The following is a 25917-nucleotide window of genomic DNA, read 5'->3' as shown; positions in this document are numbered from 1 at the left end:
ACTGCGCCACAAGTGTTCCAAGTCAAACTTCGTGGCTATCTTCTGGGTCACAGTGGCCATCAACGTCGCGGGTTTTGTTGCATGGCATTCAGGGTTGATCCGCAATGTGCAGGCATGATGGCGCGGATTAACATCCAGATACAGAAGACGGGAGCGTAGATTGCCTGTGCATCCTTTGCTCTCTTGCCCGCTTCTGATCTGGAGCGTTATGCCGCCGAGTTATCTGTGGGAAACTGTTCTAAGCATATCTGTTAGCATTCAGCATCAAGCAAAACTGTGAATTTGGGGAGAAAGCTCAGTGAATAGCCAACTGGAACTGAATGACTATAAGCAGCAGGTTGCGGATCTGTATAGCCGTCGGAGTTCTAACTATGACGATGGGGCTTGGCATCCTCGCATTGCTCATCGCCTGGTTGAACACGCACATCTTGATCATGGGCAACAAGTTTTGGATATTGCAACTGGGACAGGCATGGTTGCGATCGAAGCGGCTCAAATTGTCGGCACTAAAGGTCTGGTCATTGGGATCGACATTTCAACAGGCATGATTGAACGGGCTAAACAGAAAGTTGAAACTCTCGGCCTGGGTAACGTTGAGCTTCAGCTAGCAGATGCCGAAGCTCTAAACTTTCCAGAAAACTCTTTTGACTGCATCTTCTGTTCATCTGCCTTGATTTGGATGTCTGACCTTTCGGGTGCGCTACAACATTGGTATCAACTTCTTAAACCCGGAGGATTACTTGGTTTCCATGCTTTTGCAGATACCGCGTTTGTAGGTGGGGTTGTGGCACAAAGGGTACTTGAGAAGTATGATAATTCACTGTTATTCAGCAAACCAACCGGAACTGTTGAGAAGTGTCATAATTTGTTGAAGCAAGCGGGATTTGTCGGAATTGATATTAATACAGAACAAGATGGCGGCTACATCAGTTTAGAGAGTTCAAAAGGGATGTGGTCGGGAAATGGTTCGGTTCCTGCTCCTGGGCAACATCCTAATCCCTTGTTGCAACTTTCATCTGAGCAACTCACTCAAGCGAGAGTTGAATTTGACGCTGAACTAGAGATACTCCAAACAAAGCAAGGAGTTTGGAACGATATCACCATTTTCTATACGTTCGGGCGAAAAGCGGCATAACAGCCCGCTTGCACGCCGACCGTATTGAGTTGGTTTGTTGAGACCGAAAGTTGACTAGCGGCGGGTGAAGCGGAACGTTAGCTCCTGTGATACCTCACCTTCTGCCCCTCCCGCTCACTCTGGAACCGCTGCAGTCGGTGGGTCAATGCCCGTAGCCGCTTCATATCGCGCGAGTTCACCGGATCAAACAGATCTCCACGCGCGGTTTCCACGAAAACCAGCACATCCTTAGGGGTGCAGGGTCCACTCTTCCAGCCATGGAATTCCCGGTGCAGCTCGGGCACCATCACCAGGATGTTCTCCGGCAGGTCCGCCAGGTCCGGGCGGCTGCGGCGATCGAACAGATGGTGCCCGTCCAGGTCGATCTTCTTGTGCACCGCCGCCTTCTTGCCGGTGATCTCGCAGCGATGGCCGGCGGCCGACTTGGCGCGTTTGATCGCCCGGTCGACGCCTTCGGTCAGGTAGCGGATTTCGGAGTTGAAGCAGGTCTCCACCACATCGCCCACGGCTTCGATCCAGGCCTGCCGTGTCTTGGTGATGCGGCTGTTGACCCGCATGTCGCGGGCCACCCGGGCGATGCCCCGCTGGCTGATCAGCACCTGCCGCTCCTCGCTCTCCAGGAAGTCCTTGTTGAGCTCGAGGGCTTCTTCTCCTTCTTCGGTGCCAGCGGTGCGCAGCCGCTCCCAGGAGTTGTACAGGCCCTTGTAGTTGGTCTGCAGTATCCCCACCGTGGTTTTGCGGCTCACGAAGGCCAGATCGCCCCGAATCTCCAGGGTGCCGCCGGCCTCGATGAACTCCTGGGTGATCCGCCTTGACACCAGCAGCTGCTTGCGCTTCTGCTTGAGGTTGAACAGCCGCTCGCGGATCTTGCCAAGCAAGCCCGTTTTCTCGGTGGCTTCGATGTAGCGGGCCAGGGCCTCCACGCCCTCCTCACTGAAGCGCCGGGCTCGTCGCCCATTGGCACCGGCCACCGCTTGGCCGGCGTACTCGAAGTGCTCGCCCTCCACCAGCTCCCATTCGTCGTCAGCCTTGGCATCGAACGCGTCGACGATGTTGTAGAGGCTATCGATCCGTTTGCCGAGAATCCTTGCCGTTTCCTGGGCTGTCAGAAGGTCGCGCATCGTCTCAGGGCATCAGGGCAAGGATCGAGTCCTTCATCGTCTGCAGGCGTTCCGCCACGCGGGGATCCCCGCCGTGGTCGGGGTGGTGCTGTTGGATCAGCCGCCGGAACGCCTCGCGCACCTGATCGGCGGTGGCAATCTTCGGGTCAAGGCCGAATACAACCCAAGGCCGGAAATGCTGCAGCACGTCGATGCCGTTGATCACGGTGGGGCCGTCCTCCAGGTTCCGCTCGTTGGCTGGGACGCCGATGAAGCGCCGATAGAGCACCAGCCAGTCCTCTTTGGTTTTCAGGGCCACCTCTTCCCCCGTCATCGAGAGCTGGAAGTTCTTGTCCTTGCGCAGCTGGGTGACGGTCTTGCAGTGGAAGTGGGCCAGCACCTTGTGCTTGAGCTCGGTGAGGGTGGGGGGCTTGGCCTTCGGTGGCGGCGGATCCTTGAATACGCTCCCGTTGACCGTCTGCGCGAAGGCCAGCAGATCGGCTTCGCCCAACTCCGGCTTGCCCAGGAGCGCCTGAATCAACGCCCTCACCTCAGCCAGCGTCAGCTTCTTGCTTCGGGCGGCCACACGCCAGTGCAGGTAAGGGGTTTCAGACTGGCCAGCCGCGTCCAGCGTTGCCTAGGAACTTAGTAAACTGTCTTTTTTCGTTGGAAAGGCCCACAGTGGTGCTCTGCCACTCCGGCAGCAGCTCAGCTTTGGCCACGCAACAGCTGCAGGAGAACAGGCTCACGCAGGTGGCCAACCTGCGCGGCGGCCTCCGGGCCTGGAAGGCTCAAGGCCTGCCGCTGGAGAACCCCGCAGCCACTCACACGGGGCCATGGCCCTGCGGCGGTGCTGAAGCTCGTGGCGGACTGCTTCGGCTATTAAGCTGCTGCGGTTGCGCTCGATCCGGTCAGATCCCGGCCACCAGCTCGGCCGGATACCGCGATCAATCCAAGGTGATCGACGGGACGGCGAGCCAGAACTTCAACCCTTCGGCTGCCGAATCACCCTGGGCTGTCTACCTGTGCAGCCAGGCCTTGTGTATCGTCAGGGACAGTTCGTTATCGGACCCGCGAACCACTCCTTCACTGGGTCGATAATGCACATGAAGCACTGCGCCACAGTGCTTTTCCCGAGATCTAGGGGGTCATCGTCGTGTGGTTATCGGAAGCGGCAGCCCCAGTTGGCTTGGTTCTCGGAACCGTCTAATGACTAGTTATGCATACAGTGACATCAGGTAACTACGAATGAAAGAGGACATCCTGGAGCAACTCGCCTCTGACTATTTAGAGGCTTTGGGGTACTTTACTCTGACTAATATAAAGTTCCGGCCCGATCCCAGCGATCCCGACTTCGATTCCAAGCAGGATTCAGTTCATAGTGATATTGATGTTCTAGGCTATTGCCCAAAGCGGGCAGGGGTAGATAAAGTCATTGCAGTGAGTTGCAAGTCGCTCCAAGAAGGATTCTGGCCGGAATGGGAAGTGAATGCAATTGAGAAGAACAAGATCGTGTCAGGTCGAGAGGCTTGGAGACGATATCGTGAATTGGTAGTGCCAAAGTGGGCGCGAGCATTCCGCAAGTGCATCAGTGACCTGACGAACGAATCAACCTTTGTCTACGTTACTGCCGTGACTAAAGTGAATGACGATCGAAGCCCATGGGAGAACAACTCCAAGTTTCGTGAAACGCTCGGAGCTGAGATCAAGTTGTTGTCATTGAACGAGATGGTCGAGGCGGTTCTTCCAGCCCTCTCAAACACCGTAGCCAACTCCGAGCTAGGTCGCACTCTTCAACTTTTCAAGGCCGCAGGCATTCTCGGAGACAATGATGCATAACATCAAGATCCAGCGGGCGGGAGTTAAAGCTCTTGATGAATCCTTTGGGATTCTGCCCGCCGCTGATCTTGAGCGTTAGCCATTCATAGAAGAAATCATGTTCGCATTAGATCAAGTCGTCCCCTGGGGTCGTTCATTCGCCGAATATATTGCCATGTTCGCGCTGGGAAGGTCCGACATGACAGGCCGAATCCTTGGCTGTGGAGATGGACCAGCAAGCTTCAATGCAGAATCCACCAGAAAGGGTGCAAAGGTTGTTTCCAGCGATCCACTCTATTCATTTGACAAGGCTGATATCGAGGCTCGTATTGCCGCGACATATGAGCAAGTGATTGATCAGACTAGGAAGAACCAGACTGAGTTCATTTGGAAAGAAATCACATCGGTCGAGGAACTCGGCAAGGTCCGCATGGCCGCAATGCGAGCTTTCTTGGATGACTATCCAGCTGGCTTGGTTGAGGGTCGTTACTTGAACTCTGAATTGCCAGCACTTCCCTTTCATGATGGCGCTTTCGACTTAGGGCTCTGCTCGCATCTTCTCTTCTTGTATAGTCAGCAGCTGGACGAGACTTTTCACCATGCCTCGCTGCTTGAGCTTTGCCGAGTTGCCAAGGAAGTCAGGGTGTTTCCAGTGCTTGCATTGGGCGGTGCGATTTCGCCCCATCTTGAAGGGAGTGTCGAGATGCTGCGTGCAGCTGGCCACCTAGTGTCGATTGAACGGGTGAGCTATGAGTTCCAGCGAGGCGCACGCGAAATGCTCCGGATTAAACGCGATGATGGCTAACATCAAAATCTAGCGGCCGGGGCCAGAAATTCCTAGTGAGTTGATATGACATTTGCCCGCCGCTGATCTTGAGCGTTAGAGAGATGGGGGCGAAGCAGCTGCGGCCCAAAGCCGGTATATTCTGCGTATAGCCGTTTGGTTGCCATGCAGACGCGGGTCAAAAATGGGGAAACAGCCTCGGTGTGCGGATCCCGCGTGGTCTGGCTGAGCAGAGTGGTCTTGGTGCTGGTACTGAAGTGAGCTTGAGCGCCAAGGACGGTGAGCTGGTGGTGAAGCCGGCGCTTCCAACTCGCCTCAGTCTTGATGATCTGTTGGCTGGGATCTCAGGCAGCAATCTCCATTCGTATGTTGATACGGGATCGGCTGTCGGAGCGGAGATCTTCTAGTGTCTCCTGCGTATGTGCCTGATCGCGGGGATTTGGTGTGGCTTGAATTCACACCGCAGACAGGCAGTGAGCAGGCTGGGAGGCGACCTGCCTTGGCGATTTCACCGAAGGCCTACAACGCAAAGGTTGGCTAGGCCTTGTTCTGTCCAGTGACGTCTCGTGTAAAGGGCTATCCCTTTGAGGTGGCCTTGCCAGTGGGTAGCGATGTGATCGGTGTCTTGCAGATCAGCTCAAGAGCCTTGACTGGCGTGCGAGGAAAGCGAAACTGATTGAGCGCGCATCTTCTCAGGTTCTAGCAATGGTTACATCAAGGCTGCTTACTTTGCTTGTTCCTGACAGTGCTGCCACTCTCTAACACGGTCATCCACCTGACCCGCCCCCTTGAAATCACTAAGGCCCAAGGAGATGCTTCTGCTGAGGCTCTCTGCGGGCAGGTGATGGCCAGCGTTACAGCGCTCAGCGCTGCTCAAGGCCGATGAACCTCTTGTTGAACCGACCAGTAAGCAAGGCCCCTGTACCAGTCCACGACGAGGCATGCACAGTGACTGAATGAACTAAACTTACTGTCCAATAATGCTTGATGTTGCAGTTGAGATAAATTGTGAAAAGTTCTTCCTCGCCAACGTCCTGCTCTGCCCGTTCCCTTTCTCAAGCCATAGCGCTTGATCATCGGCAGGAGCGAATCAAGGAAGCTGGTGAGCTTTGTCATCACGCTGCAAGGAGTGACTCTGAGTTACCTGTCTTTGCAGGAGTCAAGCGAGTGACACAGGAAATATGAGGAGATAATCTACTGTTTCAAGGAAGATCCCATCATTTCTATAGGAAATTGGTCTTCAAGAAATCGGCATTAAAAATTGCCATCATGACCTGAAGATCCTGGACGAACGAACGGCTGATCCCGGTGACTCGACTGAAACCTTGGCCAATGTCCACTATGATATCAAGCCGTCAAGGACTGGATTGCAAGCCTCTCTATGATCTACCCAACAACATTGCAAGATCAAGTTTCAGCTGTCGCGGCCAAAGATGCCTGAAGCGTAAACTGGGCTGCGATCTGCCGATCAGGCCGATGTCTGACAGCACGTGCGACTGCACACCGACCTAACCCTTGAAGGTGACAACGCATGAAGGCAATGGTGTATCAAGAATATGGCTCGCCAGATGTTCTTCAATCAAAGGAGGTCCTTAAGCCCGTTCCGAGGAAGAACGAAGTCCTCATAAAAATACACGCAACAACGATTACTTCAGCGGATTGCCGATTGCGCGGTCTCAATCTTCCTCGCGGATTCGGTCTCATTTCGCGTTTGATCTTTGGCATCACGAAACCAAGGCAGCCCATTCTGGGATCAGAACTCGCTGGCGAGATCGAATCGATTGGCACAGGCGTCACAAAATTCAAGGTTGGTGATCCGGTTTTTGCCATCAGCGGGTTCGGCATGGCGGCTCACGCTGAGTTCAAATGCATGCCAGAAGATGGCGCCATAGCGTTGATACCAACCGGCCTGTCCTTCGATGAAGCCGCTGCACTGTCGTTTGGCGGAACGACAGCATTGGATTTCTTCAGAAGAAGCAAGCTTCAGCGCGGGGAAAAGCTCCTGATCAATGGTGCTTCCGGCAGTGTAGGCAGCGCGGCTGTGCAACTCGCTAGGCATTTCGGGGCAGACGTTACAGGAGTATGCAGCGCCACGAACATGGACTTGGTCAAGTCGCTGGGGGCCAGGCATGTCATCGACTACACCCAGGAGGATTTTACACGGAACGGTGAAACCTATGATCTGATTGTTGACACCGTCGGGACTGCACCCTTCTCACGCTGCAAAAACTCGCTGAAAGAGAAAGGGCGCCTGTTGCTGGTATTGGCAGGCCTGCCGGAAATGCTTGCCATCCCGTGGGTCTCGATCACGAGCTCCAAGAAAGTCATAGCCGGTCCAGCAGAGGAGCGTTCAGAAGATTTGCGCTTCCTCGCAGAACTGGCTGAGGCGGGAGACTTCAAACCGGTTATTGATCGCTGCTATCGGCTTGAACAGATCGCCGAGGCTCACAGCTACGTCGACACTGGACGAAAAAGAGGCAATGTCATCATTGCCGTGGACCACAGGCGTTGAATCCAGTGGAGCCGATCAGGTGTTTGCTCGTCTGAGGCGTTGTCCTGTCTGACGTCCGCAAGGGACGCACCAACAGCGACGTCCCCCCCAACTTCACCCTGGGCGGCTTGTTCACGTCCATTGCTTCTCTGGTCGGCTTGCCGTTCAACGGGATGCTCGCCGTCGCTACGGAACGTGACACCCGCCCCGCCCAGTTCGCCCGTCTCTTGTTGAGCCTTGCCGCTGAGCCGCAGGCGGTGGGCTGGGAGCGGCCACAGACCGAACCGGCTGAGCTCAGGGCCAGCGACGGACCAGCGGCGAGCGGGGGTCCTGGGTTGGTTCCAGCACAGCAACCGCCCCAGAGACCAACTCGCTGTGGTGGATCGATTGAGCGCTGACCTCACTCAGCGGCGCAGAAGCTGTGACTCTGCCGGCAAGACACGGTCGCTGCCGGGAGGTTCGTCGCAGCAGGGCCGGCCACTGGACCTGGAGCCACTCCCTTCGCTTCCCGTCGTTCCCACGGTGTGAGGGAGACCTGTCTCCAGCCGGCGATACCCCCCTGTGGCGGGCGGGCCTGGTGCTCATCACCCCCATGGACAATGGGGTGACGTTTTCGCTTTTCTCGGCGCGATCGCCGCCCCGCTGATGTTCATCCCGTTGGTGATCGGGCATCTGGACAATCCCATCGGCCCTCGGGTATTCACCTCCAGCGAGATCATCCGCTGGGTGACCCTGGACCGCACACTGGCGCGTGTCATCTTGACATCCGGCTTCAAGGGGCTGGGATCGAGAGCGTTGCGCCGGAACGCCCGATGCTGAAGGCCGAGAGAGCCGCAGATGGCCCCTCGCCTGCTGCGCTCAGCCAGGGGACGATTCGTCGAACGGTTTCGCAGGCCAGGGGGGCACGGTGCTGCCGTTGCCGTTGCGAATCGCGTGGTAGCCGGGGGAGAGGATCTCGACCCCAGCCCTGGAGAACTGGTCCTGGATGGCACCCAGCAGGTCGGAGAGCGTGCGGCGGTAGGTGTCCACATCGGCCACATAGGCGTTGAGTTCGTAGCTGATGTGGAAATCATTGAGGGAGGTCTGCAGCACGAACGGCGGCAGCTCCTGGCTGATCCCGGCAGTGGCGGCCGCCGCGTCGAGCATCAGCCGGTGCACCTGGCGCCAGGGCACGTCGTAGCCGATGGTGACCGTGGTGGAGATGAGCACCGGCTCGTTGATCTCCCGGCGCGCCAGGCTGTAATTGATGATCGAGGCCCCCAACACGGTGGCGTTGGGAATGCTCACCACCTCGTTGTGGGGTGTGCGCAGGCGGGTGACCAGCAGGGCGCAGTCGTGGACGATGCCGATGGTGCTGTTGATGCTGACCCGGTCCCCCTCCTGGTAGGCCCGGGTGTAGGTCAACATCAGCCCACCGATCAGGTTGGCGGCCACGGCGCTGGAGCCGAGGGCCGCCAGCACGCCCACGAACAGGCCCGCCCCCTGGAAGGCCTTGCTGTTGGCCCCAGGGATGTAGGGGTAGGCCAGCACCACCCCCATCAACAGGATCCCGATGCCCACCAGCCGGGCCGTGGGACGCGCCCACTCGGGATAGAACCAGCTGAGGCGCAGGTTCCCGTGTTCCACCGCCTTGAACCAGGCATTGCTCGCCCGCATCAACAGAACACTGAGCCCCAGGATCACCGCCACGGAGATCAGGTCGGGGATCGCCTTGACCAACGCCTGGAAACCGCCCACCACCAGGCCCCGGATCTGGCCGCTCAGGGTCTCGGAGAGGGCCAGGGTGGGAGGGAAGAGCCCCAGGAACAGGGGGATCGAGAGGTAGCTGACCAGCAGCAGCACAGCGCCATGGACGACCCGGCGCAGGGGATCAAGCACGCCACGGAGCTGGTCGGCGGTGAGCCATTGATTGCCGCCCACCTGCAGCCCCTGGAGACGACGGTTCGCCGGATCGGCGATCCAGCGCTTGATCCTCCTGTTCAGAGCCATCTGGCCCCTTAACCAGAGGATGTAGAAGCCCAGGGCGAGCAGGGCCAGGGCCGTGCCCCGGATCCAGTCCGAGAGACGGTGACTGTTCCGATAGCGGCGGATCGCCGCCTGGATCTGCTGGCGGTAGCGCTCAGCCAACTGCTGGCGGCTGATGCCGAAGCGGGCCGCGTTGCGGTCGTCGACCGCGATCTGGGGCTCAAACACCCCATCCCGCAACAGTCCGACGCTGGTGTAGGGGGGATCCTCGCGGACCACGAACTGATCAGGATCGACGCTGTAGTCGGAGGCCAGGGCCGCCAGTCGGCGGCTACCCCGCCGCGCCATCCCCGCAGGACTCTGGGCGCCGGGGGCGATCCTGATCTCCAGCACCCGCCGGCCTTCGAGCTCGACGAAACCCGCCGGCGGTGCCACCGCTGCGGTCGGATCCTTGGGGGCGGCGCCCGCGAGCGCTGTCGGCACCACAACGGCCACGGCCAGGGCCATCGCCAGCAGCGCAGCCAGGAGTTGGGGCAGCCTTCGCCCCCAACCAAAGCGACGGGAGTGGCTCACGCAGGCGCGTCGACGGGATGCACGGAACCTATCTTCTCCAGATCTCTGAGTATCGCTTCGCCCTTGGGTAGCTTGTTTCTTCGCCTGCGCGGCACCCTGGGGATCACGGCGTCGTTCCTGGCGGTCCTTTCTCTGGTCGCCATGGGACGGCCCATTGCCGCCGCCTCACCCCAGGCAGCGGGCGACCCCCTGCCCTCCTGGCGGGAGGGTCCGGTGAAGCAGCGGTTGCTGGCCTTCGTGGCGGCCGTGAGCACCAAGGGCAGCCCCGACTACGTGCCCGTGCCGGAGCGCCTGGCGGTGTTCGACAACGACGGCACCCTCTGGAGCGAGCAGCCGATGTACGTGCAGCTCGCCTTCGCCCTCGATCGGGCCCGAACCCTTGTGGCCCAGCAGCCCGAGCTGGCGGGCAACCCCTTGATCGCCGCGGCGGCGGCCGGCGATGCCAGGGCGGTGATGGCCCAGGGCACCCGGGGGGTGCTCGACCTGGTGGCCCTCACCCACGGCGGCATGGACACCGAGACCTTCGCCCGGATCGTGCGCGACTGGTTCCGCAGCGCCTGCCACCCCAGCCTGCACCGGCTGTTCACAAGCCTCACCTTCGCGCCGATGGCTGAACTGATGGAGCTCCTGCGCTCCCGGGGGTTCCGCACCGTGATCGTCACCGGCGGCGGCACTGATTTTCTGCGGGTGGTCGCCGCGGAGCTCTACGGCGTGCCACCGGAGCAGGTAATCGGCTCCACCTTGCGCACCACCTATGCCGTCCAGGGGGGGGTGCCCGTGCTGCTGCGGCGCCCCGAGGTGGCCTTCATCGACGATGGGCCCGGGAAACCGGTGGGCATCCACACCGCCCTGGGCCGGCGGCCCATCGCCGCCTTCGGCAACTCCGATGGCGACTTCGAGATGCTCGAGTGGACCACCGCAGGCCCGGGGGCTCGCCTGGGGCTGATCCTTCACCATGACGACAGCGAACGGGAGTTCGCCTACGACCGGAAATCCCCTTTTGGTCGCCTGGATCGGGCCCTGGCCGCCGCGCCGCAGCGGGGCTGGACGGTGGTGAGCATGCGCAACGACTGGACCCGGGTGTATCCCCTCAGCGCGAACCCCTGCCCCCGCTGAGGGTGGCGCTGGGCCGTTCCCCGAAGAGGCGGCGGTAATCACGGGAAAAGTGGCCGTGGTTCAGGAAACCCCACTCCAGGGCCAGCGCCGAGATCAGGATCTCGCTGGGATCGGCGGCCAGCAACTGGCGCCTGATTCCGTGCAGCCGGAGCAGCTTGAGGTAGGCCATCGGCCCCATGCCGAGGTGCTCGCGAAAGCCCTGGATGAGGGTGCGACGGCTGGCATGCACCTGCCGGCAGAGGGCATCGAGGGTGATCGGTTCGCGGGGATGCTCGTCCATCCAGCGCTGAACCAGCTTGACCAGATCGATCCGGGCCGGCGGACGCATCAGTCCGCCGTGGTGGTCGGAGCCATGGGCCAGGGCCTCGATGATCAGGGGCACGAGGTCCTCCGCCGCCAGGCGGGACCAGGGGCCCTGGCACAGGGTCTGGGGATGTCGTTCGGCCAGGTTAACCAGGCGCCGCAGGCTGGTGCGCAGTCCGTCGAAGCGGCGGGACTCGATCCGGGCCCAGTTGGCCTCGAACAACCCCCGATCAAGGCCGGGAGAACCCAGGGCCTCAGCCCAGCGATGGAAGCGACTCTCATCGAGGCTCAGGATCGCCAGGTCGCAGCCGGCGGCGGTGCTGAGGTGAATCTCAGCGTGGGGTCGCAGGCCGAACAGGGAGTCGCACGGCAACCACTGGCCATGGGAGCAGAGCAGGTCATCGCGACGGCCGGGCGTGAGATCCAGGCAGATCAGCTGACGACCGGCCGGCTTGGCTCCAGAGGCGTGCAACGCCCCCCGGGCCCGGACCCGCAGAACCTGAACGGGCCCGATGGCCCCCAAGACGAGATCGCCACTGAGGGCGCCGGTCGCCAGCTGGGTGAACTGCATCGGCAGTCCGGCTTCCCCCAGGCGTTCGGCCATCTGCTCGATGCAGCCGAACGGAAGGCGTGAGCGCACCGGAAGAAATGCACGATTTGAGTGGCCAAAGTCTCCCACGCACATCAAGATTGGGGCATGGTGCCGCGCCCCACCAAGGCATTGCCGCAGAGGGGCCGTCGTTCCAAGCCAGCCCGTCGAAGCCAGCCCATCAGTGGGCTCCATCGCGATCCCTTCGCCCGACCCTTCCCATGCCCAACGGCCAACCCAACATCCTCATCCTCTGGGGCGACGACATCGGCCAGAGCAACCTGAGCTGCTACAGCGACGGCCTGATGGGGTACCAGACCCCCAACATCGATCGGGTCGCCAAGGAGGGCGGTCGCTTCATCCACTACTACGCCGAGCAGAGCTGCACCGCCGGCCGGGCCGCCTTCATCACCGGTCAGAGCGTGTTCCGCACCGGCCTCAGCAAGGTGGGCCTGCCGGGCGCCGCGGTGGGCTTCCAGGCCGAGGATCCCACCATCGCCGAGCTGCTCCAGCCCCTGGGCTACCGCACTGGCCAGTTCGGCAAGAACCACTTCGGCGACCGCGACGAGCATCTGCCGACGATGCACGGCTTCGATGAGTTCTTCGGCAACCTCTATCACCTCAACGCCGAGGAAGAACCCGAACTGCGGGATTATCCCAAGGAGGATGATCCGGAGTTTCCGAATTTCCGCAAGCGCTTCGCCCCCCGCGGCGTGCTGCACTGCTGGGCCAACGGCGACGGCACCCAGCGGATCGAGAACACCGGCCCGCTCACCAAGAAGCGGATGGAAACCGCCGACGAGGAGTTCATGGCCGAGGCCAAGCGCTTCATCCGCGATGCGGTGGCCTCGGGCGAGCCCTTCTTCGTGTGGTTCAACACCACCCACATGCACTTCCGCACCCACGCGCGGCCCCAGGATGTGGGCCAGTCAGGGCGTTGGCAATCGGAATACCACGACGTGATGATCTATCACGACAACTGCATCGGCCAGATGCTGGATCTGGTGGATGAGCTGGGCATCGCGGGCGACACGATCGTGATGTATAGCACCGACAACGGCCCGCACATGAACAGCTGGCCCGATGCCGGCATGACGCCTTTCCGCAACGAGAAGAACTCAAACTGGGAGGGGGCCTACCGGGTGCCTGCCATGGTGCGCTGGCCGGGCCAGATCGAACCCGGCACCCTGTTCACTGGTGTCGTCAGCCATCTCGACTGGCTGCCCACCCTGCTGGCCGCCGCCGGCGAGCCCGAGATCAAGCAGAAGCTGCTCGACGGCCATCAGGTGGGAAGCAAGACCTTCCACATCCACCTCGATGGCTACAACATGCTCGATTACTGGACGGGCAAAACTGATAAGAGCCCGCGGGTGGAGTTCTTCTACTTCTCCGACGACGGGGACCTCACCGGCCTGCGCTTCGACAACTGGAAGTTCGTGTTCATGGAGCAGCGCGTGGCCGGCTCGCTGCAGGTGTGGGCCGAGCCCTTCACCGTCCTGCGGCTACCGAAGATCTTCAACCTGCTCACCGATCCCTACGAGCGGGCCGACATCACCTCCAACACCTACTGGGACTGGATGCTCGACCACGCCTTCATGCTGGTGCCGGCCCAGGCCTTCGTGGCCGACTTCCTGGCCTCATTCAAGGACTACCCACCCCGCCAGAAGGCCGCCAGCTTCACCGTCGGCGATGTGCTCGAGAAGATGATCTCTGCCGGCGGCGCGAGCTGAGCTCCCGATGACCGTGGCCCCCGGCACCAGCCGCCCCAGACCGGGTCGCCCCCCGGCCCGGGACATGGCCTGGATACCAGCGGGATCCTTTGTGATGGGCTCCGACCACCACTACCCGGAGGAGGCCCCGGCCCACCGGGTGGCTGTGGAGGGCTTCTGGATCGATCGCCATCTGGTCACCAACGCCCAGTTCCTGAGGTTTGTGAAGGCCACGGGCCACATCACCCTGGCCGAGCAGCCCGCCGATCCGGCCGATTACCCCGGCGCTCTGCCGGAGTTGCTGGCTCCTTCCTCAATCGTGTTCGTGCCGCCGCCCGGGCCGATCGGCACCGGCGATCCCTACCGCTGGTGGCAGTACGTGGCCGGCGCGAACTGGCGCCACCCGGAAGGCCCCGGCAGCTCGATCCGGGAGCGGGAGCAGCATCCCGTGGTGCACGTGGCCCATGCCGACGCGGCGGCCTACGCCATCTGGATCGGCAAAAGCCTGCCGAGTGAAGCGGAGTGGGAACGGGCCGCCTGGGGAGGCCGTGAAGGGGTCGAATTCGCCTGGGGTGACGAACTTCACCCCGGCGGGCGCCCACTGGCGAACACCTTCCAGGGAGATTTCCCGCACCACAACAGCCTGCTGGACGGCTACGCCGGCAGCTCACCCGTGGGCGCCTTTCCAGCGAACGGCTACGGCCTGTTCGACACCATCGGCAATGTCTGGGAGTGGACCGACAGCTGGTACCTGGACCATGGCGCCAGGGCCGCCGGGGCGGAGGGCTGTTGCGCCTCTGGCTCGGAGGCCCGAGAAGCGAGCATCGACCGTGCCTCCCAGCACGGGGCGATTCCCCGCAAGGTGATGAAGGGGGGCTCCTTCCTGTGCGCCCCCAGCTACTGCCGCCGCTACCGGCCGGCGGCGCGCCTGGCCCAGGGCATCGACACCTCCACCTGCCACCTGGGCTTCCGCTGCCTCGTGCGTCCATGAAGCTCCTGCCGATGCTGTGCGCGGCAGCCAGCGCCACCGTGGCCTTCAAGGTCACCGAAGCGCTCTCGCCGATGGGGTCGGCCTTCGCCTGCTCACTCACCATCGCCCTGGCCACCTTCGCCAGCGTCCAGCGGCCGGCGCTCCCCCTTTGGTCGGCCCTGTTGGGCGCCCTGGTGGGGTCCCTGGTGGGCGCCGGCACCGTGGCCGCCGATCTGGTCGCCCAGGAGGGGTTCTCGGAGCTGGCCCCCCAGCGGGCCCTGATCGTGGGCAGCCTGGCCCTAGCGGGGAGTGTGTCTGGAGCCCTCCTGGGGGGAAGCCTGCACCGGCCCTCCCTGCGTCCGCCCAGCGATCTGATCAAGGCCGCCAGCGCCCTGACCACCGGCGTCTTCGCCCTGTTCGTGACGCTCAAGTTCCTCCAGGCGGGTCTCGATCCGGCCCGCACCCTCTCCAGCCGCCTGAGCACCTCGCTCACGGTGCTGGTGGCCTCCCTGGTGCTGCCGGGCTGGGTGGCCTACATCCTCTGTCGGCCCAACCAAGCGGGGGACCCCTGATTCATGGCGTGGAACGAAGCTGTGGAGCTGGTGTTGGCGCAGGCCGTGGGGGCTCTGCAGTTCAGCCTGGAAACCCTCTCGGTGGTCTGCGTGCTGGTGGGGCTGGTGCAGACCCTGCGGCTCGCGTTCAGCCAACGGCGCCGAAGCCGGGGCGCGGACTTCCCCTTTGCCCGGGTGCGGCTGCGGTTCGGCTCCTGGCTCTCGCTGGCGCTGGAGTTCCAGCTGGGGGCCGACATCGTCGCCACCACCACCGCCCCCAGTGATTCCAATCTGATCCGGCTGGCGGTGGTGGCGGCGATCCGAACCTTCCTGAACATCTTCCTGGCCAGGGAGATGGAGCAGCAGCAACGCCTGGAGGAACGCTCCCATCCCGAAACAGCCCTGCCGCCCCTGCCATGACCGCCAACCTCACCAACGAACTGGCCAAGGAGCGCAACCGGGCGGCGGCGGAGCGCACCTTGATGGCCTGGATCCGCACCTGTCTCTCGCTGATCAGCTTCGGCTTCGGCCTTGACAAGATCGTCGGCGCCATCAGAAGCAGTGGTGGTGGACTCCGTGGGGGCCACGCCGAATGGAGCGTGCGCCTGGTGGCCATGGGCTTTGTGATCACGGGCATCCTGGCGATGGGGGCCGCCACCCGCCAGCACCACCGCGATCTCAGGCGCCTCCTGCGCGACGACTTCACCTACTGCCAGGAGCGCTCCCTCGCCACGGCCACGGCCGTGGCCCTGACGGTGATCGGCGTGTTCGCCCTGCTGATGCTGGCGATCGGCGCGTTCAAGAACTGACTGCTCCCTTTTCGCTGCTCCCTTTTCGCTTCCCCCTTTCTCCTTTCCCGCCATGGCCCAAGCTGCTGCCCTGCTGGTGAGCGCCACCCTGTTCGCGATCATGTTCGCGCTGGGGCTGAGCCTGGCCGGCGACAGGTTGAACCTGGTGCGCGAGCGCCCTGCCCTGTTCGCCCGGGTGTTGCTGGGCACCTGCGTGCTGGTGCCCCTGCTGGCGCTGCTGCTGCTGAAGCTGCCGCTCAGCGCGGCCCTGACGCCATCGGCGCGGTTCGCCATCGCCCTGATGGCGGTCTGCCCCAGCGCTCCCCTCGCCCTGCGCAAGGCCGGAAAGGCCACGGGCAGCCGTCAACTGGCGTCCCAGCTGCAGGTGTCGGCGGCGGTGCTGGCGATCCTGTCGATCCCGCTGCTGGCTGACGTCTTCACCCAGACCTACGGAATCTCCGGATGGGACATCGGTCCGAAGGAAGTGGCCCTGCAGATCGGCAAGGCCCAGCTCCTGCCCCTGGCCTGCGGCATGCTGCTGCGCCGCTGGTGGCCAGGCTGGGCCCAGCGCTGGGAAGGGTTGTTCGACAAGCTGGCCAATGGTCTCCTGCTGCTGCTGATCGTGGCGGTGCTGGTCAAGACCGGCCACCAGCTGGTTCCCTTCCTGTCCCGCAGTGCGCTGGCCCTGGGGTTCATGGCGGTGATGGTGGTGGCTTCCCTGGCGATCGGCCACCTGCTCGCCGGCAACGACCCGGAGGAGCGCACCACCACCGCCCTGGTGACCTCCATGCGCAACCCTGGACTGGCCCTGCTGCTGGCCAGCACCTACGCCAGTGGGATGGCAGGCCTCAAGCTCGCGATCCTGTCCTACCTGCTGTTGACGGTGCTGCTGTCGGTGCCTTACCTGCGCTGGCGCAAAACCCTGAGCCTGCGCGGCGCTTCCTAGGTCAACGCCTGGCCCTCATGGGCATCCCTGCACGGAGATCCGGTAGCTGAAGCCGAGGGCCCCGGGTTGGGAGCTGGCGCCGATCTTGAAGTTCATCAGGCTCGTGCGCCGGCCGGGGATCGAGGGAAAGGGCCCGAACATCCGCCCGGTGCCCTGCGGGGGTGTCAGGTTGACGTTGAACAGCCTCAGGCTGTCCCGGTCGGTGAAGATCATGAAACCCTGCACGGGATAGGTGGCCTTGTCCGTCGAGGTGGCCGTGAAGAAGAAGCGGTAGCTGCTGAAGGGCCGATCAACGACGAAATCGGTGTTCCAGTTGGTGCGGCCCAGCAGACGGCCGGGGCCCACCTGCTTGGAGACCACCGGATCACCGCTGCCACCCAGGGGCTTGAGGAACGTGCAGTTGGCCTGGGCGCGGGCCGGCAAGGCGGTGCCCAGGACGGCCATCCCCGCCAGGGCTGCCAACGCCGTGCGGTCAATCCAGGCGCGTTTCGTTGTCCCTGTCACCGATCTTTGGCGTGGATGAGAGTGCACCTTATGGCCTGTGGCGCTCAGAAGCCTTCGTCGGCACTCTCCTCGTGTTCCTCCTCCTCCGGCATCTGCAGACGCACCACAATCGGGGCATGGTCGCTGGGCTTCTCGTTGGCGCGGAGGGCCTTGTGGATCTCGCAGCCCGTGGCCCACACCTGCAAGTCCTCCGAGAGATAGATGTGATCGATGCGCCAGCCCCGGTCCGGATCCCAGGCGCCGCTGCGGTAGTCCCACCAGCTTGGTAGCTGCCAGCTTCGAACATCCGGAACACGTCGCTCAGGCGCCCTGAACGGTCGCCTGAGCGGGCTGAGCGCTCGACCTCGCTGAGCATGATTCCGCCTGTGAGCCGCTTCGGGTCATGGAGGTCGCGGTCTTCGAGGGCAATGTTGCAATCTCCCACCATGCAAAGGGGATCGCCTTCCTGTTCTTGGGCCGCCAGGTGACGCCGGAGGCAACCCAACCAGCACAGCCTGTAGGCGTACCTGTCGGAGCTCAGTGACGAGCCGTTGGGCCCAGGGGGGTTGGGGACGCGGACCCCTTTGACGCGGGCCCAGGACAAGGGTTCCTGGTCGCCCTCTCGTTCAGCTTCATGGTGCTCGTTCAGAAGGACGGATGTCCGATCGTCAGCATCGCGAAGGTCGGTTGTGCCCCTGAACTCCGGTGGGTTCCCTTGCGGCCAGTGATGACACCCACGTCGACACGGTCGGCTACCTCTGGGCAGGGTCCCAGGCCTGGTCAATCCCTGGACGCGATGGGTTGGCCGCTGGCGGCAATCCAGGGGCCAACGACGGGCGCCTCCGTGATGATCGCCGCGACGCGGTCGGGGGCAGGCACCTGAAACAGGCGCGTCCCTTCCAGACGCTCCCCAGCCTGCCTCCGCTATCAGCCCGCCACCCACGAAGCCAAGCCCCCCCAACAGGGGCCCGTCCCTGGTCGGCCAGGCGTCAGTGGCCCTTGGCTCAGCAGCCTGCCGCTCCTGATCCAACCCTACGCTTCCCTCAGCTGAATGGCGGTGGCTCAGTTCTTCTGGCCCCCGCTGTCCCTGCCGCTCACCCCACTGCCGCCACCAGTGCCGGATGGTGTGATCCGCTGAACCTGAACACTCTGAGCATGCGGATGGTTGGCCGCGATCAGGTGCGCCTCTCCGATCAGCGTCTTCAGGCCCCGCAACAGGCAGCGGCGTAGGCCCCGGGCTTCTCTGCTCGGCCCGCTCACCGGCTCCGCGATCGCCTGCTCCTTCGATGAAGCCTGAGGCTTGCGCCCTCGCACGGGGCCCATGGCCGAGACCCACCATCTCGTCCTTCTGGCCATGCCGCAGGGTCTGCATGAACAGCCCTCTGAGGGCTGTGAAGTTGCGGCGGCGGCATTCGCTGAATACGCATGGTTCTACGAAGCAGCAGCGGCTGTGGTCAACCGACCGGTTACCCGTGAGCGACCGGGAGGTCAGGTCCTCGTGGCAGGCCCGCTCGACCTGGAAGAGAATGCGTGACCCCCGCAGCCGGCGTTGAGCAGCAGGCAGGTCAATCACATGGCGGAAAACTCCATCCTCATCCGCCGGTCAAAGCCCCTCTCGGCAGATGGTCCCATGGCCTGAGCGGGGATCAGAATTGCGGCGAACTCGAGCCCATCCACCAGATCCAGCAGAAAAACACCTGGTGATCATCCGAAAACCCATCACCCGACGATGGTTGTAACAGGGTGCTCTGCTCAGGTCGCCAGGCACGGAAGGACGTCGGCTTCTCCATCCACCGTCCTCGGGGCCAAATCGATTGCATTCACTGGAATCGGGGCAGATTGAAGGGCGCCCGTGGAGCAGGCTGGATGTGATCGATGCGCAACGGGCTTCACACAGGCCTGCTGATCGCCACACCTGCGGCCATGGCCCCGGGGCGGCTGGTGGTCATCGTCCAGTGGCTCTGCACGAGACACGCGTGATCATCAACCGCGAACATCTCACCTTTGCAGAAGCTATCCGACCGGCCACATGGTCCTGGATCACAGAGTGCAGAAATACCGTACAGCCGGCACGAAGAAGAGCAATACGACCACTGCCCATGAAAGCCTCGTCTACCTTCCTCTCGATGATTCCCGCCAGAATGAAGCGCGAGGCGCCAATCGTCGAGACCCGTATCATGGCCGCCATCATCACAAAGCTGTCAATCAGATGTTTGGGCTTGAGGGCTATGCGCCATCACAGCTCGTGCCAGCGACTTGGTGATTCGTGGCATCCTTCTGGACGTGGCAAGAATCACATCTGCGAATCTGCCTATCCTTCAGCTGGCAGGCGAGGAGCAGGTCCAAAACCAGTGCTGATGACCACACGGGATCCACTCGGCAACGCTCGCACCGCAACGCAGCATCTTGTTGACCATCATCCCTTGACTTGAAAAGGCAGGGAGTTCCACATAAACATACCGGATCAACAGGTCACTCAACAGCCAACACATTCAGCTATCTAGGCATGATTCATGCCTTGTGAATGACCAAATATCCTAATCGTTGCCTGAGCCACTTCAATTTCTTGTGCAGCTGACGGCTCCAGTGGCAAGTGCTGATCCAACCTGGCCATCTCAACGATCTGCAACGGCACGGCATGTCCGGAACATCCATGCCGGAGTGCGGAGTTTGCTGCTCAACCCAGGAGCTCCATGCAACCCACGAGGGATCCACTCTCCGCCGCAGCACAACGTGATGCCGCCTCAGTGGCACGAGCTTCTGATCGAGGCAACAATGCTCTCGATCTTGAGGAAGTGATTTCCGCTGTCGAACAGGTGGCCGTGGTTATCTGCATTCCGTCAGTGGCAGCCACGCCGCAGCCGCATTCAAACCATGCCGAAATCCGATTGGACCACATTGAACACTGTGATTGTCTCGGGGGTCACGCCATCGGAGATGGAGAAGATGCCCCCGCCCAGCCCGACGACTGACAGCGGGATGCTGCCGGCGAGCACCAACCGGTCGCCCTTCAGGCGACTGAAATCCGCAATCCGGTCACCTTGAATTTCGCCAAAGCGCAACAGGAAGGTGTCGGCACCCGCCCACCGCGCATCTTGTCGGCCCCGGCACCGCCATCCAGCGTGTCGTCTCCGTTGTCACAGCGCAGAACATCCCTGCCCCCCTTTCCATACAACCGGTCCGAGCCCACCCCACCAGAAGCCCTGTCATCCCCTTCGCCGCCCCGCACCGCGATCCAGCCAATCCCCTCCAGCGTGACCGATGAGCACGGCACGGCCACGATTGCCACACAGAACGTCCTGGCTGGTGCTGCCGATCAGTCGGTCCGAACCGGAGCCATCTGCCAGAACATCGCCCCCCAATCAGTTTGACGACACCGGAGACAGAGGCGCAGAGAGGAAATCTGCCAGCGAAAGAGAGGGGACAGTTGATTGAATTTGGACGCTGAGAATGGGTGAGCCATTGGCATTGTTCACCACGACGGCCTCTACGAGGGAGTCGAGATCGGAAGCAGTTGCGCCGAGTGGTCGGAGGTCAATCTGATCCTCGCTCCCACTGTCGTTGTCAAAGTCAGTGATCATGACGGCTCCTCCGCCAGCGACTCCGGTGATCTGAAACACGTCATCGCCGCCGTTGCCGGTGAAGATGAAGGGATCGCTGAACAAGCCGCTGGCGGAGATGTCTCCACCGAGCGAGTCGCACTGCGCCGATCCCACCAGGCCACCGGAGTTTGTGGATGCGAACGACAACGGGAAGAAAGGAGCTCCACCTGGGATCGTGAGGATCCCCACGACATCGCCTTCGGCGTCGCCGCCGCTGCTGATCGCGCCATCGACGAAGATCGACGGGGACACACCAACGCTCGTACCCTGGTAGCTGAGGGTGACGCCGTCCTCCGCCTCGACAGGGTGGTCGTCGGTTCCCGCAGCGCCCTCAATGATCGAGCCGGAGCCGGCGCGAATCCAGTCGTTCAGCGGACTGCCGATGGCGTTCCCAATGCCGGTGAGGACAGAGCTGTTCGGCTCCGCGTTTTGGCCGGTGCCGGGGAAGGGCGCTGGCCCGACCGGGGCGGATGTGTTCGTAGGGGCCGGCCGTTCGGCGGTGTAACCCCTGGAGAGATCGTGACGTCGACCCCAAACACTGAACCAGGCCCTATGAGAGCTTCCCTACCGCGCAGAGGTGGCCAGGAGAAGCCCCCGAAACGCAAGCGCCACAACCCCGAGCAGATCATCCGCAAGCTGTGCACTGCTGAGCAGCTGCTCAATCAGGGCCAGACCGTCGCGGACATCTGCCGGGCCCTGGAGGTCTCCGCACCCACTAACCACGGCTGGCAGCAGCTGTACGGGGGGATGAAGGCGACAGAGGCCAAGCGCCTCAAGGAGCTGGAACAGGAGATCACCAGGCTCTAGACGAAGGCTTCTGCCCAGCAGCAGGAGCTTGCCGAGGGAAACGTCTAAGCCCGGAGCGTCGCCGCAGAGCCGTCGCGGTTCGGCAGGATCGCTGCCACAATTCGCCGCGAGGTGCCTGCGGATTCGTGAGCTGGCCCGGTGCCATGGCCGCTCGGGCCGGCGGCTGGCTTACCGGCGGCTGCGGCTCGACGGCTGGAGGGTCAATCACAAGCGGGTGGAACGGATCTGGCCCGAGAAGGGGCTCCAGCGCCCCCTGCCACGCAAGCGAAAGCGCTCAGGGCCCACAGACAGTTCCAGGGGGTTGATGAGAGCCGAGTACCCGCACCATGTGTGGGCAATCGACCTCCAGTTCGACCAGACAATGAATGGCCAGACGTTCAAGATCCCGAACATGGTGGATGACATGAGCCGTGTCTGCCTGGCCATTCGGGTGGGCCGGCACTACAAGTCTGTGGATGTGATCGATAGGATCATGGAGTTGCCAAGGCATAATCCAGTACCCACCCATCTGAGGATGGACAATGGCCCTGAGTTCATTGCCCATGCGCTATGGGAGTGATGCACGGGCAGTGGTTCGGATACGACATGCATACCGCCGAGCTCACCCTGGGAGAACCCATTCGTAGAGTCATTCAACGGCAGACTCAGGGATGAATTCCTGACGATTGAGCACGTTTCATCTTTGTCTGAGGTAAGGGTGTTGGCAGAGCAGCACCGAATCGAGTTCAACGCCTACAGACCGCACGCTGATCTCCAGGGGCGTACGTCCCCCTGGACGTCATCCAGCAATGGAAGGCGGCCAGATCACCCCGTCAGCTCTCACACGGACTGGAGCAGCAAAGGGAGTCACGTCAGGGGCAGGGCGAGCGGGGGCAGGATCAGATGGACGCCGCGTTAGCGATGGCCGAGGCTCACGGTGGCGGGGCGACCACCTCCGTCAGCGCGACCGGGGTGTCGAGCAAGGATCTCCTCGGCATCGGAGCCTGGTCGTCGTTGAGGCCCCCTGCCCCAGCAGGTCACTGGCTCAAGGAGATGGTCGATCGGGCCGCCATGGGCAGCAGCGCAGCAGCGTTCATTGGGCGACTGCGGGTATCCCTGTCCCATCGGCGCTGGCGGGAGGGAATGAGCCTCGTTGGGCAACGCCGCGCGCCAGGGGTCCGCAAGCCCGCTCAGGGGTTCAGCCGCTCCGCCCCCCCCGGTTCTGCCAGCAGCGGCGCCTGTGCGGATGGGCGCTGAGCTCCAGCAGCTCCACCTGCTCGATCCCGATGTGCAGCAGCTGGAATGGGGCAGGCTGTGGTGCCCCACTCCAGCTCCTCGGGGAAAGCGGCTGCAGGATCCAGGGGCGCACCGGGTTCAGGCCAGCCCCAGAGGGCTCAAGCCGCGGGGGAGAGGCCGTCCCAGTGCCGCTGCCGTTCCTGCCGTGCGACGCCATCGCCCAACGTCAAGACAGTTCCGCGCAAGGAGAACTGAGCGCGGGCCCTGGGCAGCAACCAGCAGAGCTCAATGGCGGGCGGCGGCTGGAGTTCGGCAGCATTGGCGCTGCGGCCATCGGTAAGCAGGTCGAGGGCGGCGCCCTCGGCCCAGCCCCGGAAGACCAGGGTGCGCACCCGCGGCGTCCGATCGCAGGCAACGCTGGCCAATTGCAGCCAGCGGGCAGCGGGCGAGCAACCTTCCTGTTCCCGGGCCGCGCGCAGCAACGGCCGCCAGGGGGGCAGGGTCGCGATCACGGCGTCAGCGGGTCGGGGCGGGTCGGCGGCTGAGGGCCACGCCCCCAGCGGCGAGGGACCCCAGAGCGAGGGTGCCGCCGGCGACGAGGAAAACCAGAGTCTGCAGCGCCAACAGGGTCAACCCCAAGGCCGACGCCGCCTTGATCTGAATCCTGGCCTTGAGCAGCAGGGTGAGCAGCAGCAGCACCGTGGCCTGCAACCCGGCGATCTTCGCCATGAGGGCTGCGGCGGCGAGGGGGACGAAGGGGGAAGGCAGCAGCATGGGGAGGGCGCGTTCCCCCCATCCTGGCGACGCCCTGTGGGGAGCGGGACGTCGATGGACTGGAAGCTGCTGGCCTGGGCGGGTTGGGGCCCACCTGCCTCAGAGCCTGAACCCCTCCAGCAGTGGCGCCGCCACCAGCAGCATCAGGCTGCGGCTCTCCAGCGGTGCCCCGGGCGGGATCCAGGGTTCGGGCCGCTCGGGCAGATCCTGGCCGGCGGGCAGGGCGGTGTCGATCACGCGCAACCAGCCGCCGCGGCTAGGGGGCAGATCGAAGTGCATCGCCTTGAAGTAGGCGTTCATGCCGCACCAGAGCAGCGCCCCCTGGTGGGCTGTCTCCAGGCTCCAGGCCAGGGAATGGGACCAGCTGGCCCAGTCGGGGGCATTCAGTTCCACCCCGTGCCAGTGGCGCTGCACCGGCCGCCTCTCAAGGGGCCCGTGGGCCGGGTTCAGCAGCGGCGCCAGCCGCTCGCGAAGCCGCAGAAGCCGACGGCAGAACTGACGCAGGGCCTGGTCCTCGCCATTGGTCTGCCAGTGCATCCAGCCGATCGGGTTGTTCTGGCACCAGGCGTTGTTGTTGCCCCCCTGACTGCGGCGCACCTCATCGCCCATCAGAAGCATCGGCACCCCTGGCGCCAACAGCAGGGAGGCCAGCAGGTTGCGCAGCTGCCGCTCCCGCAGGGCCATCACCGCACGGTCGTTGCTGGGGCCTTCCACCCCGTGGTTCCAGCTGTTGTTGTGGTTATCGCCGTCCCGGTCGTCCTCGCCGTTGGCGAGGTTGTGCTTGCGGTCGTAGCTGACCAGATCCGCCAGGGTGAAGCCGTCATGGGCAGTGACGAAAGTGATGCAGCGGCCGGCCTCCGCCGGCTGTCCGCCAAACAGATCCGGGCTGCCGTTGAGCCGCTGGGCCATCGACCAGCTGGTCTTTTCATCGCCTTTCCAGAAGCTGCGCAGGTCATCGCGGAAGCGTCCGTTCCAGGCGGCCACCCGCCGGGCCGGGAAATCGCTCAGCCGGTAGAGGCCGCCACAGTCCCAGGGCTCGCTCACGAGCTTGAGCTCACTCAGTTCCGGATCGGCCTCGATCTCCTCAAACAGGGGCGGCGCGTCCAGGGGGGCGAGACCCTCCCCTCGGGACAGGGCGATGCCGAGGTCGAAGCGAAACCCATCCACCCCCAGCTCCAGGGCCCAGCAACGCATCGATTCGAGGATCAGCCGCCGCACCAGGGGACGGTTGGCCGCCACGGTGTTGCCGCAACCACTCACATCCATGTACTCCCCCAGGGGGGTCTGGTGGTAGTAGAGGCGATCGTCGAAGCCGCGCCAACTGAGCGTTGGCCCCACGGGGCTGCCTTCGGTGGTGTGGTTGTAGACCACATCGACCAGCACCTCGAGGCCCAGCTGGTGGCAGGCGTTCACCAGCCTCCGCACCTGGTCGCGGGCCGTGAGCGGGTCGCCGCCGGCCACATAGGCATGGTGGGGCGCCAGCCAACTCAAGGGGCTGTAGCCCCAGTGGTTCAGTCGGCCGGGGGGCGCATCGTGGGGGTCGAAGGCCATGACCGGCAGAAGCTCCAGGGCGGTGACCCCCAGGGCCTTGAGTTCGCCCAGCACTTCGATCAGACCCAGGAAGGTGCCCTGCAGGGCGCGGCTCACGGGGCAACCGGCTCCCCTGGTGAAACCGCCCACGTGCAGCTCGTAGATCACCGTGCGCTGCCAGCTGTGGCGGGGCCGTGGAGCGGCCACGAAATCGAAGCGATCGCGCTCGGTCACCACCCCCTTGAGGCAGCTGGCGGTGTTGGGGGCGAGGCCGGCGGCATCGGCGCGCCGGTAGACCTGCCAGCCGTCGATCGCCCGGGCGCAGGGATCGAGCAGCACTTTGGAGGGATCGAAGCAATGCTGGCCGGGCAGCAAGGGCCCGAAAACCCGGTAGCCGTAGCGCGTCCCCACGCCGATCCCCGGCACCTCCACGTGCCAGTGGTCGCCAGAGCGGTGGCGCCCGTCCAGGGCGATCACCCGGGAGGGCTCCAGGGCGTCTCCACCATCGAAGAGCAGCAATTCCACCCGGGTGGCCCTGGGGGCGACCACCGAAAAGTTCACACCAGCGGCAGTGAGACTCGACCCGAGGGGCCAGGGGTGTCCCAGTTGGATTGACGCCAAGGGGCCGCGCGGGTGGCTGCCACAAGCTAGGCCGGTGATCCGCTGCG

31 protein-coding genes and 2 pseudogenes are annotated in these 25917 nt (G+C 63.2%); 19 read left to right on the top strand and 14 right to left on the bottom strand.

The genetic code is table 11. The features are described 5' to 3' along the window. Positions 1-298: 298 nt before the first annotated feature. The gene (locus tag KBY88_RS03440) at positions 299-1135 is read left to right on the top strand and encodes a class I SAM-dependent methyltransferase (protein WP_254938463.1); all 837 of its coding nucleotides are present in this window, start codon (positions 299-301) and stop codon (positions 1133-1135) included. A 77-nt stretch (positions 1136-1212) separates the two neighbouring features. Here KBY88_RS03440 and KBY88_RS03435 read toward each other — a convergent pair whose 3' ends face one another. Both KBY88_RS03435 and KBY88_RS03430 read right to left on the bottom strand, forming a co-directional pair. Further along, positions 1213-2256 (bottom strand): hypothetical protein, encoded by a 1044-nt coding sequence (locus KBY88_RS03435; protein ID WP_254938462.1) that lies wholly within the window; start codon positions 2254-2256, stop codon positions 1213-1215. 4 nt (positions 2257-2260) lie between these two features. Next, entirely contained in the window at positions 2261-2821 is a 561-nt protein-coding gene (locus tag KBY88_RS03430; RefSeq protein WP_254938461.1) for a J domain-containing protein, read from the bottom strand. Between the two features lie 47 nt (positions 2822-2868). On the opposite strand from KBY88_RS03430, the gene KBY88_RS16135 reads away from it, so the two are divergent. The 7 genes and pseudogenes from KBY88_RS16135 to KBY88_RS03395 all read left to right on the top strand — a co-directional run bounded on the left by KBY88_RS16135 (position 2869) and on the right by KBY88_RS03395 (position 8147). Further along, positions 2869-3336, top strand: coding sequence for a rhodanese-like domain-containing protein (locus KBY88_RS16135; protein WP_315858092.1), 468 nt, complete (start codon positions 2869-2871; stop codon positions 3334-3336). Between the two features lie 147 nt (positions 3337-3483). Next, positions 3484-4074 carry a hypothetical protein gene (locus KBY88_RS03420; protein ID WP_254938460.1) on the top strand — a complete coding sequence of 197 codons (591 nt, stop codon included), beginning with the start codon at positions 3484-3486 and terminating at the stop codon, positions 4072-4074. Positions 4075-4171: 97 nt separating this feature from the next. Then, positions 4172-4858 (top strand): SAM-dependent methyltransferase, encoded by a 687-nt coding sequence (locus tag KBY88_RS03415; RefSeq protein WP_254938459.1) that lies wholly within the window; start codon positions 4172-4174, stop codon positions 4856-4858. A gap of 170 nt (positions 4859-5028) precedes the next feature. Then, a pseudogene (locus tag KBY88_RS03410) lies at positions 5029-5244 on the top strand (AbrB/MazE/SpoVT family DNA-binding domain-containing protein); the annotation flags it as partial. Continuing rightward, the gene (locus KBY88_RS03405) at positions 5244-5378 is read left to right on the top strand and encodes a type II toxin-antitoxin system PemK/MazF family toxin (protein ID WP_315858091.1); all 135 of its coding nucleotides are present in this window, start codon (positions 5244-5246) and stop codon (positions 5376-5378) included. The pseudogene KBY88_RS03410 and the gene KBY88_RS03405, both read left to right, overlap by 1 nt. A gap of 990 nt (positions 5379-6368) precedes the next feature. Continuing rightward, positions 6369-7349 carry an NAD(P)-dependent alcohol dehydrogenase gene (locus KBY88_RS03400; protein WP_254938458.1) on the top strand — a complete coding sequence of 327 codons (981 nt, stop codon included), beginning with the start codon at positions 6369-6371 and terminating at the stop codon, positions 7347-7349. Positions 7350-7973: 624 nt separating this feature from the next. Further along, positions 7974-8147, top strand: coding sequence for a hypothetical protein (locus KBY88_RS03395; protein WP_254938457.1), 174 nt, complete (start codon positions 7974-7976; stop codon positions 8145-8147). 39 nt (positions 8148-8186) lie between these two features. On the opposite strand, the gene KBY88_RS03390 is transcribed toward KBY88_RS03395, so the two are convergent. Continuing rightward, complete coding sequence (locus KBY88_RS03390) at positions 8187-9866, bottom strand: mechanosensitive ion channel family protein (RefSeq protein ID WP_254938456.1); 1680 nt, start codon at positions 9864-9866, stop codon at positions 8187-8189. A 72-nt stretch (positions 9867-9938) separates the two neighbouring features. On the opposite strand from KBY88_RS03390, the gene KBY88_RS03385 reads away from it, so the two are divergent. After that, positions 9939-10982 (top strand): HAD family hydrolase, encoded by a 1044-nt coding sequence (locus KBY88_RS03385; RefSeq protein WP_254938455.1) that lies wholly within the window; start codon positions 9939-9941, stop codon positions 10980-10982. Here KBY88_RS03385 and KBY88_RS03380 read toward each other — a convergent pair. Then, positions 10957-11925, bottom strand: a complete 969-nt coding sequence (locus tag KBY88_RS03380) for a helix-turn-helix domain-containing protein (protein ID WP_254938454.1) — start codon at positions 11923-11925, stop codon at positions 10957-10959. The genes KBY88_RS03385 and KBY88_RS03380 overlap by 26 nt on opposite strands. 170 nt (positions 11926-12095) lie before the next feature. On the opposite strand from KBY88_RS03380, the gene KBY88_RS03375 reads away from it, so the two are divergent. Genes KBY88_RS03375 through KBY88_RS03350 form a run of 6 tightly spaced genes read left to right on the top strand, consistent with a single transcriptional unit; the run spans position 12096 to position 16838 of the window. Next, entirely contained in the window at positions 12096-13604 is a 1509-nt protein-coding gene (locus tag KBY88_RS03375; RefSeq protein ID WP_254938453.1) for an arylsulfatase, read from the top strand. Positions 13605-13611: 7 nt separating this feature from the next. Beyond that, positions 13612-14574 carry a formylglycine-generating enzyme family protein gene (locus KBY88_RS03370; protein WP_254938452.1) on the top strand — a complete coding sequence of 321 codons (963 nt, stop codon included), beginning with the start codon at positions 13612-13614 and terminating at the stop codon, positions 14572-14574. After that, the gene (locus KBY88_RS03365) at positions 14571-15125 is read left to right on the top strand and encodes a hypothetical protein (protein ID WP_254938451.1); all 555 of its coding nucleotides are present in this window, start codon (positions 14571-14573) and stop codon (positions 15123-15125) included. Before KBY88_RS03370 ends, KBY88_RS03365 begins: the two co-directional genes overlap by 4 nt. Positions 15126-15128: 3 nt before the next feature. Beyond that, positions 15129-15524, top strand: coding sequence for a DUF1622 domain-containing protein (locus KBY88_RS03360; RefSeq protein WP_254938450.1), 396 nt, complete (start codon positions 15129-15131; stop codon positions 15522-15524). Beyond that, positions 15521-15913 (top strand): YidH family protein, encoded by a 393-nt coding sequence (locus KBY88_RS03355; RefSeq protein WP_254938449.1) that lies wholly within the window; start codon positions 15521-15523, stop codon positions 15911-15913. Before KBY88_RS03360 ends, KBY88_RS03355 begins: the two co-directional genes overlap by 4 nt. A 52-nt stretch (positions 15914-15965) precedes the next feature. After that, complete coding sequence (locus tag KBY88_RS03350) at positions 15966-16838, top strand: bile acid:sodium symporter family protein (protein ID WP_254938448.1); 873 nt, start codon at positions 15966-15968, stop codon at positions 16836-16838. A 15-nt stretch (positions 16839-16853) separates the two neighbouring features. Here the strand turns inward: KBY88_RS03350 and KBY88_RS03345 are convergent, their stop codons facing one another. Both KBY88_RS03345 and KBY88_RS16130 read right to left on the bottom strand, forming a co-directional pair. Continuing rightward, a complete protein-coding gene (locus KBY88_RS03345; RefSeq protein ID WP_254938517.1) occupies positions 16854-17282 on the bottom strand; it encodes a hypothetical protein in 429 nt (142 codons plus the stop codon). 104 nt (positions 17283-17386) lie between these two features. Then, a pseudogene (locus KBY88_RS16130) lies at positions 17387-17617 on the bottom strand (endonuclease/exonuclease/phosphatase family protein); the annotation flags it as partial. Between the two features lie 1025 nt (positions 17618-18642). Between KBY88_RS16130 and KBY88_RS03335 the strand changes: the two are divergent. After that, complete coding sequence (locus KBY88_RS03335) at positions 18643-18855, top strand: hypothetical protein (RefSeq protein ID WP_254938446.1); 213 nt, start codon at positions 18643-18645, stop codon at positions 18853-18855. A 1333-nt stretch (positions 18856-20188) separates the two neighbouring features. On the opposite strand, the gene KBY88_RS03330 is transcribed toward KBY88_RS03335, so the two are convergent. Genes KBY88_RS03330 through KBY88_RS03325 form a run of 4 tightly spaced genes read right to left on the bottom strand, consistent with a single transcriptional unit; the run spans position 20189 to position 21175 of the window. Further along, a complete protein-coding gene (locus tag KBY88_RS03330) occupies positions 20189-20383 on the bottom strand; it encodes a hypothetical protein (RefSeq protein ID WP_254938445.1) in 195 nt (64 codons plus the stop codon). Then, positions 20332-20550, bottom strand: a complete 219-nt coding sequence (locus tag KBY88_RS16225; RefSeq protein WP_396102429.1) for a hypothetical protein — start codon at positions 20548-20550, stop codon at positions 20332-20334. The genes KBY88_RS03330 and KBY88_RS16225 overlap by 52 nt, the downstream gene beginning before the upstream one ends. After that, positions 20528-20683 (bottom strand): hypothetical protein, encoded by a 156-nt coding sequence (locus KBY88_RS16220; protein WP_396102427.1) that lies wholly within the window; start codon positions 20681-20683, stop codon positions 20528-20530. The genes KBY88_RS16225 and KBY88_RS16220 overlap by 23 nt, the downstream gene beginning before the upstream one ends. Next, positions 20684-21175, bottom strand: a complete 492-nt coding sequence (locus tag KBY88_RS03325) for a hypothetical protein (protein ID WP_254938444.1) — start codon at positions 21173-21175, stop codon at positions 20684-20686. It abuts the gene before it with no gap. Positions 21176-21475: 300 nt separating this feature from the next. Between KBY88_RS03325 and KBY88_RS03320 the strand changes: the two genes are divergently transcribed. The 3 genes from KBY88_RS03320 (at position 21476) to KBY88_RS16215 (ending at position 22628) form a co-directional block, all read left to right on the top strand. Next, the gene (locus KBY88_RS03320; RefSeq protein WP_254938443.1) at positions 21476-21730 is read left to right on the top strand and encodes a transposase; all 255 of its coding nucleotides are present in this window, start codon (positions 21476-21478) and stop codon (positions 21728-21730) included. Between the two features lie 304 nt (positions 21731-22034). Beyond that, a complete protein-coding gene (locus KBY88_RS03315; RefSeq protein WP_254938442.1) occupies positions 22035-22289 on the top strand; it encodes an integrase catalytic domain-containing protein in 255 nt (84 codons plus the stop codon). A gap of 30 nt (positions 22290-22319) precedes the next feature. Further along, positions 22320-22628: an integrase core domain-containing protein gene (locus KBY88_RS16215; RefSeq protein ID WP_396102454.1), complete on the top strand. Its 309-nt coding sequence runs from the start codon at positions 22320-22322 to the stop codon at positions 22626-22628. 279 nt (positions 22629-22907) lie between these two features. Here KBY88_RS16215 and KBY88_RS16125 read toward each other — a convergent pair whose 3' ends face one another. The 4 genes from KBY88_RS16125 to KBY88_RS03300 form a co-directional block, all read right to left on the bottom strand. Continuing rightward, complete coding sequence (locus tag KBY88_RS16125; RefSeq protein WP_315858089.1) at positions 22908-23078, bottom strand: hypothetical protein; 171 nt, start codon at positions 23076-23078, stop codon at positions 22908-22910. A 25-nt stretch (positions 23079-23103) separates the two neighbouring features. Next, complete coding sequence (locus KBY88_RS16120) at positions 23104-23457, bottom strand: hypothetical protein (RefSeq protein ID WP_315858088.1); 354 nt, start codon at positions 23455-23457, stop codon at positions 23104-23106. A gap of 4 nt (positions 23458-23461) precedes the next feature. Beyond that, a complete protein-coding gene (locus tag KBY88_RS03305; RefSeq protein ID WP_254938441.1) occupies positions 23462-23719 on the bottom strand; it encodes a hypothetical protein in 258 nt (85 codons plus the stop codon). Positions 23720-23818: 99 nt separating this feature from the next. Next, positions 23819-25870 (bottom strand): glycogen debranching protein, encoded by a 2052-nt coding sequence (locus KBY88_RS03300; protein ID WP_254938440.1) that lies wholly within the window; start codon positions 25868-25870, stop codon positions 23819-23821. Between the last annotated feature and the right edge of the window lie 47 nt (positions 25871-25917).

This window comes from Cyanobium sp. Morenito 9A2 (assembly GCF_024345575.1).
In the GTDB taxonomy this organism is placed as follows: Bacteria; Cyanobacteriota; Cyanobacteriia; order PCC-6307; family Cyanobiaceae; genus ATX-6F1.
Note: the sequence above shows the minus strand (reverse complement) of the source record. Positions and strands in the feature narration are given on the sequence as shown.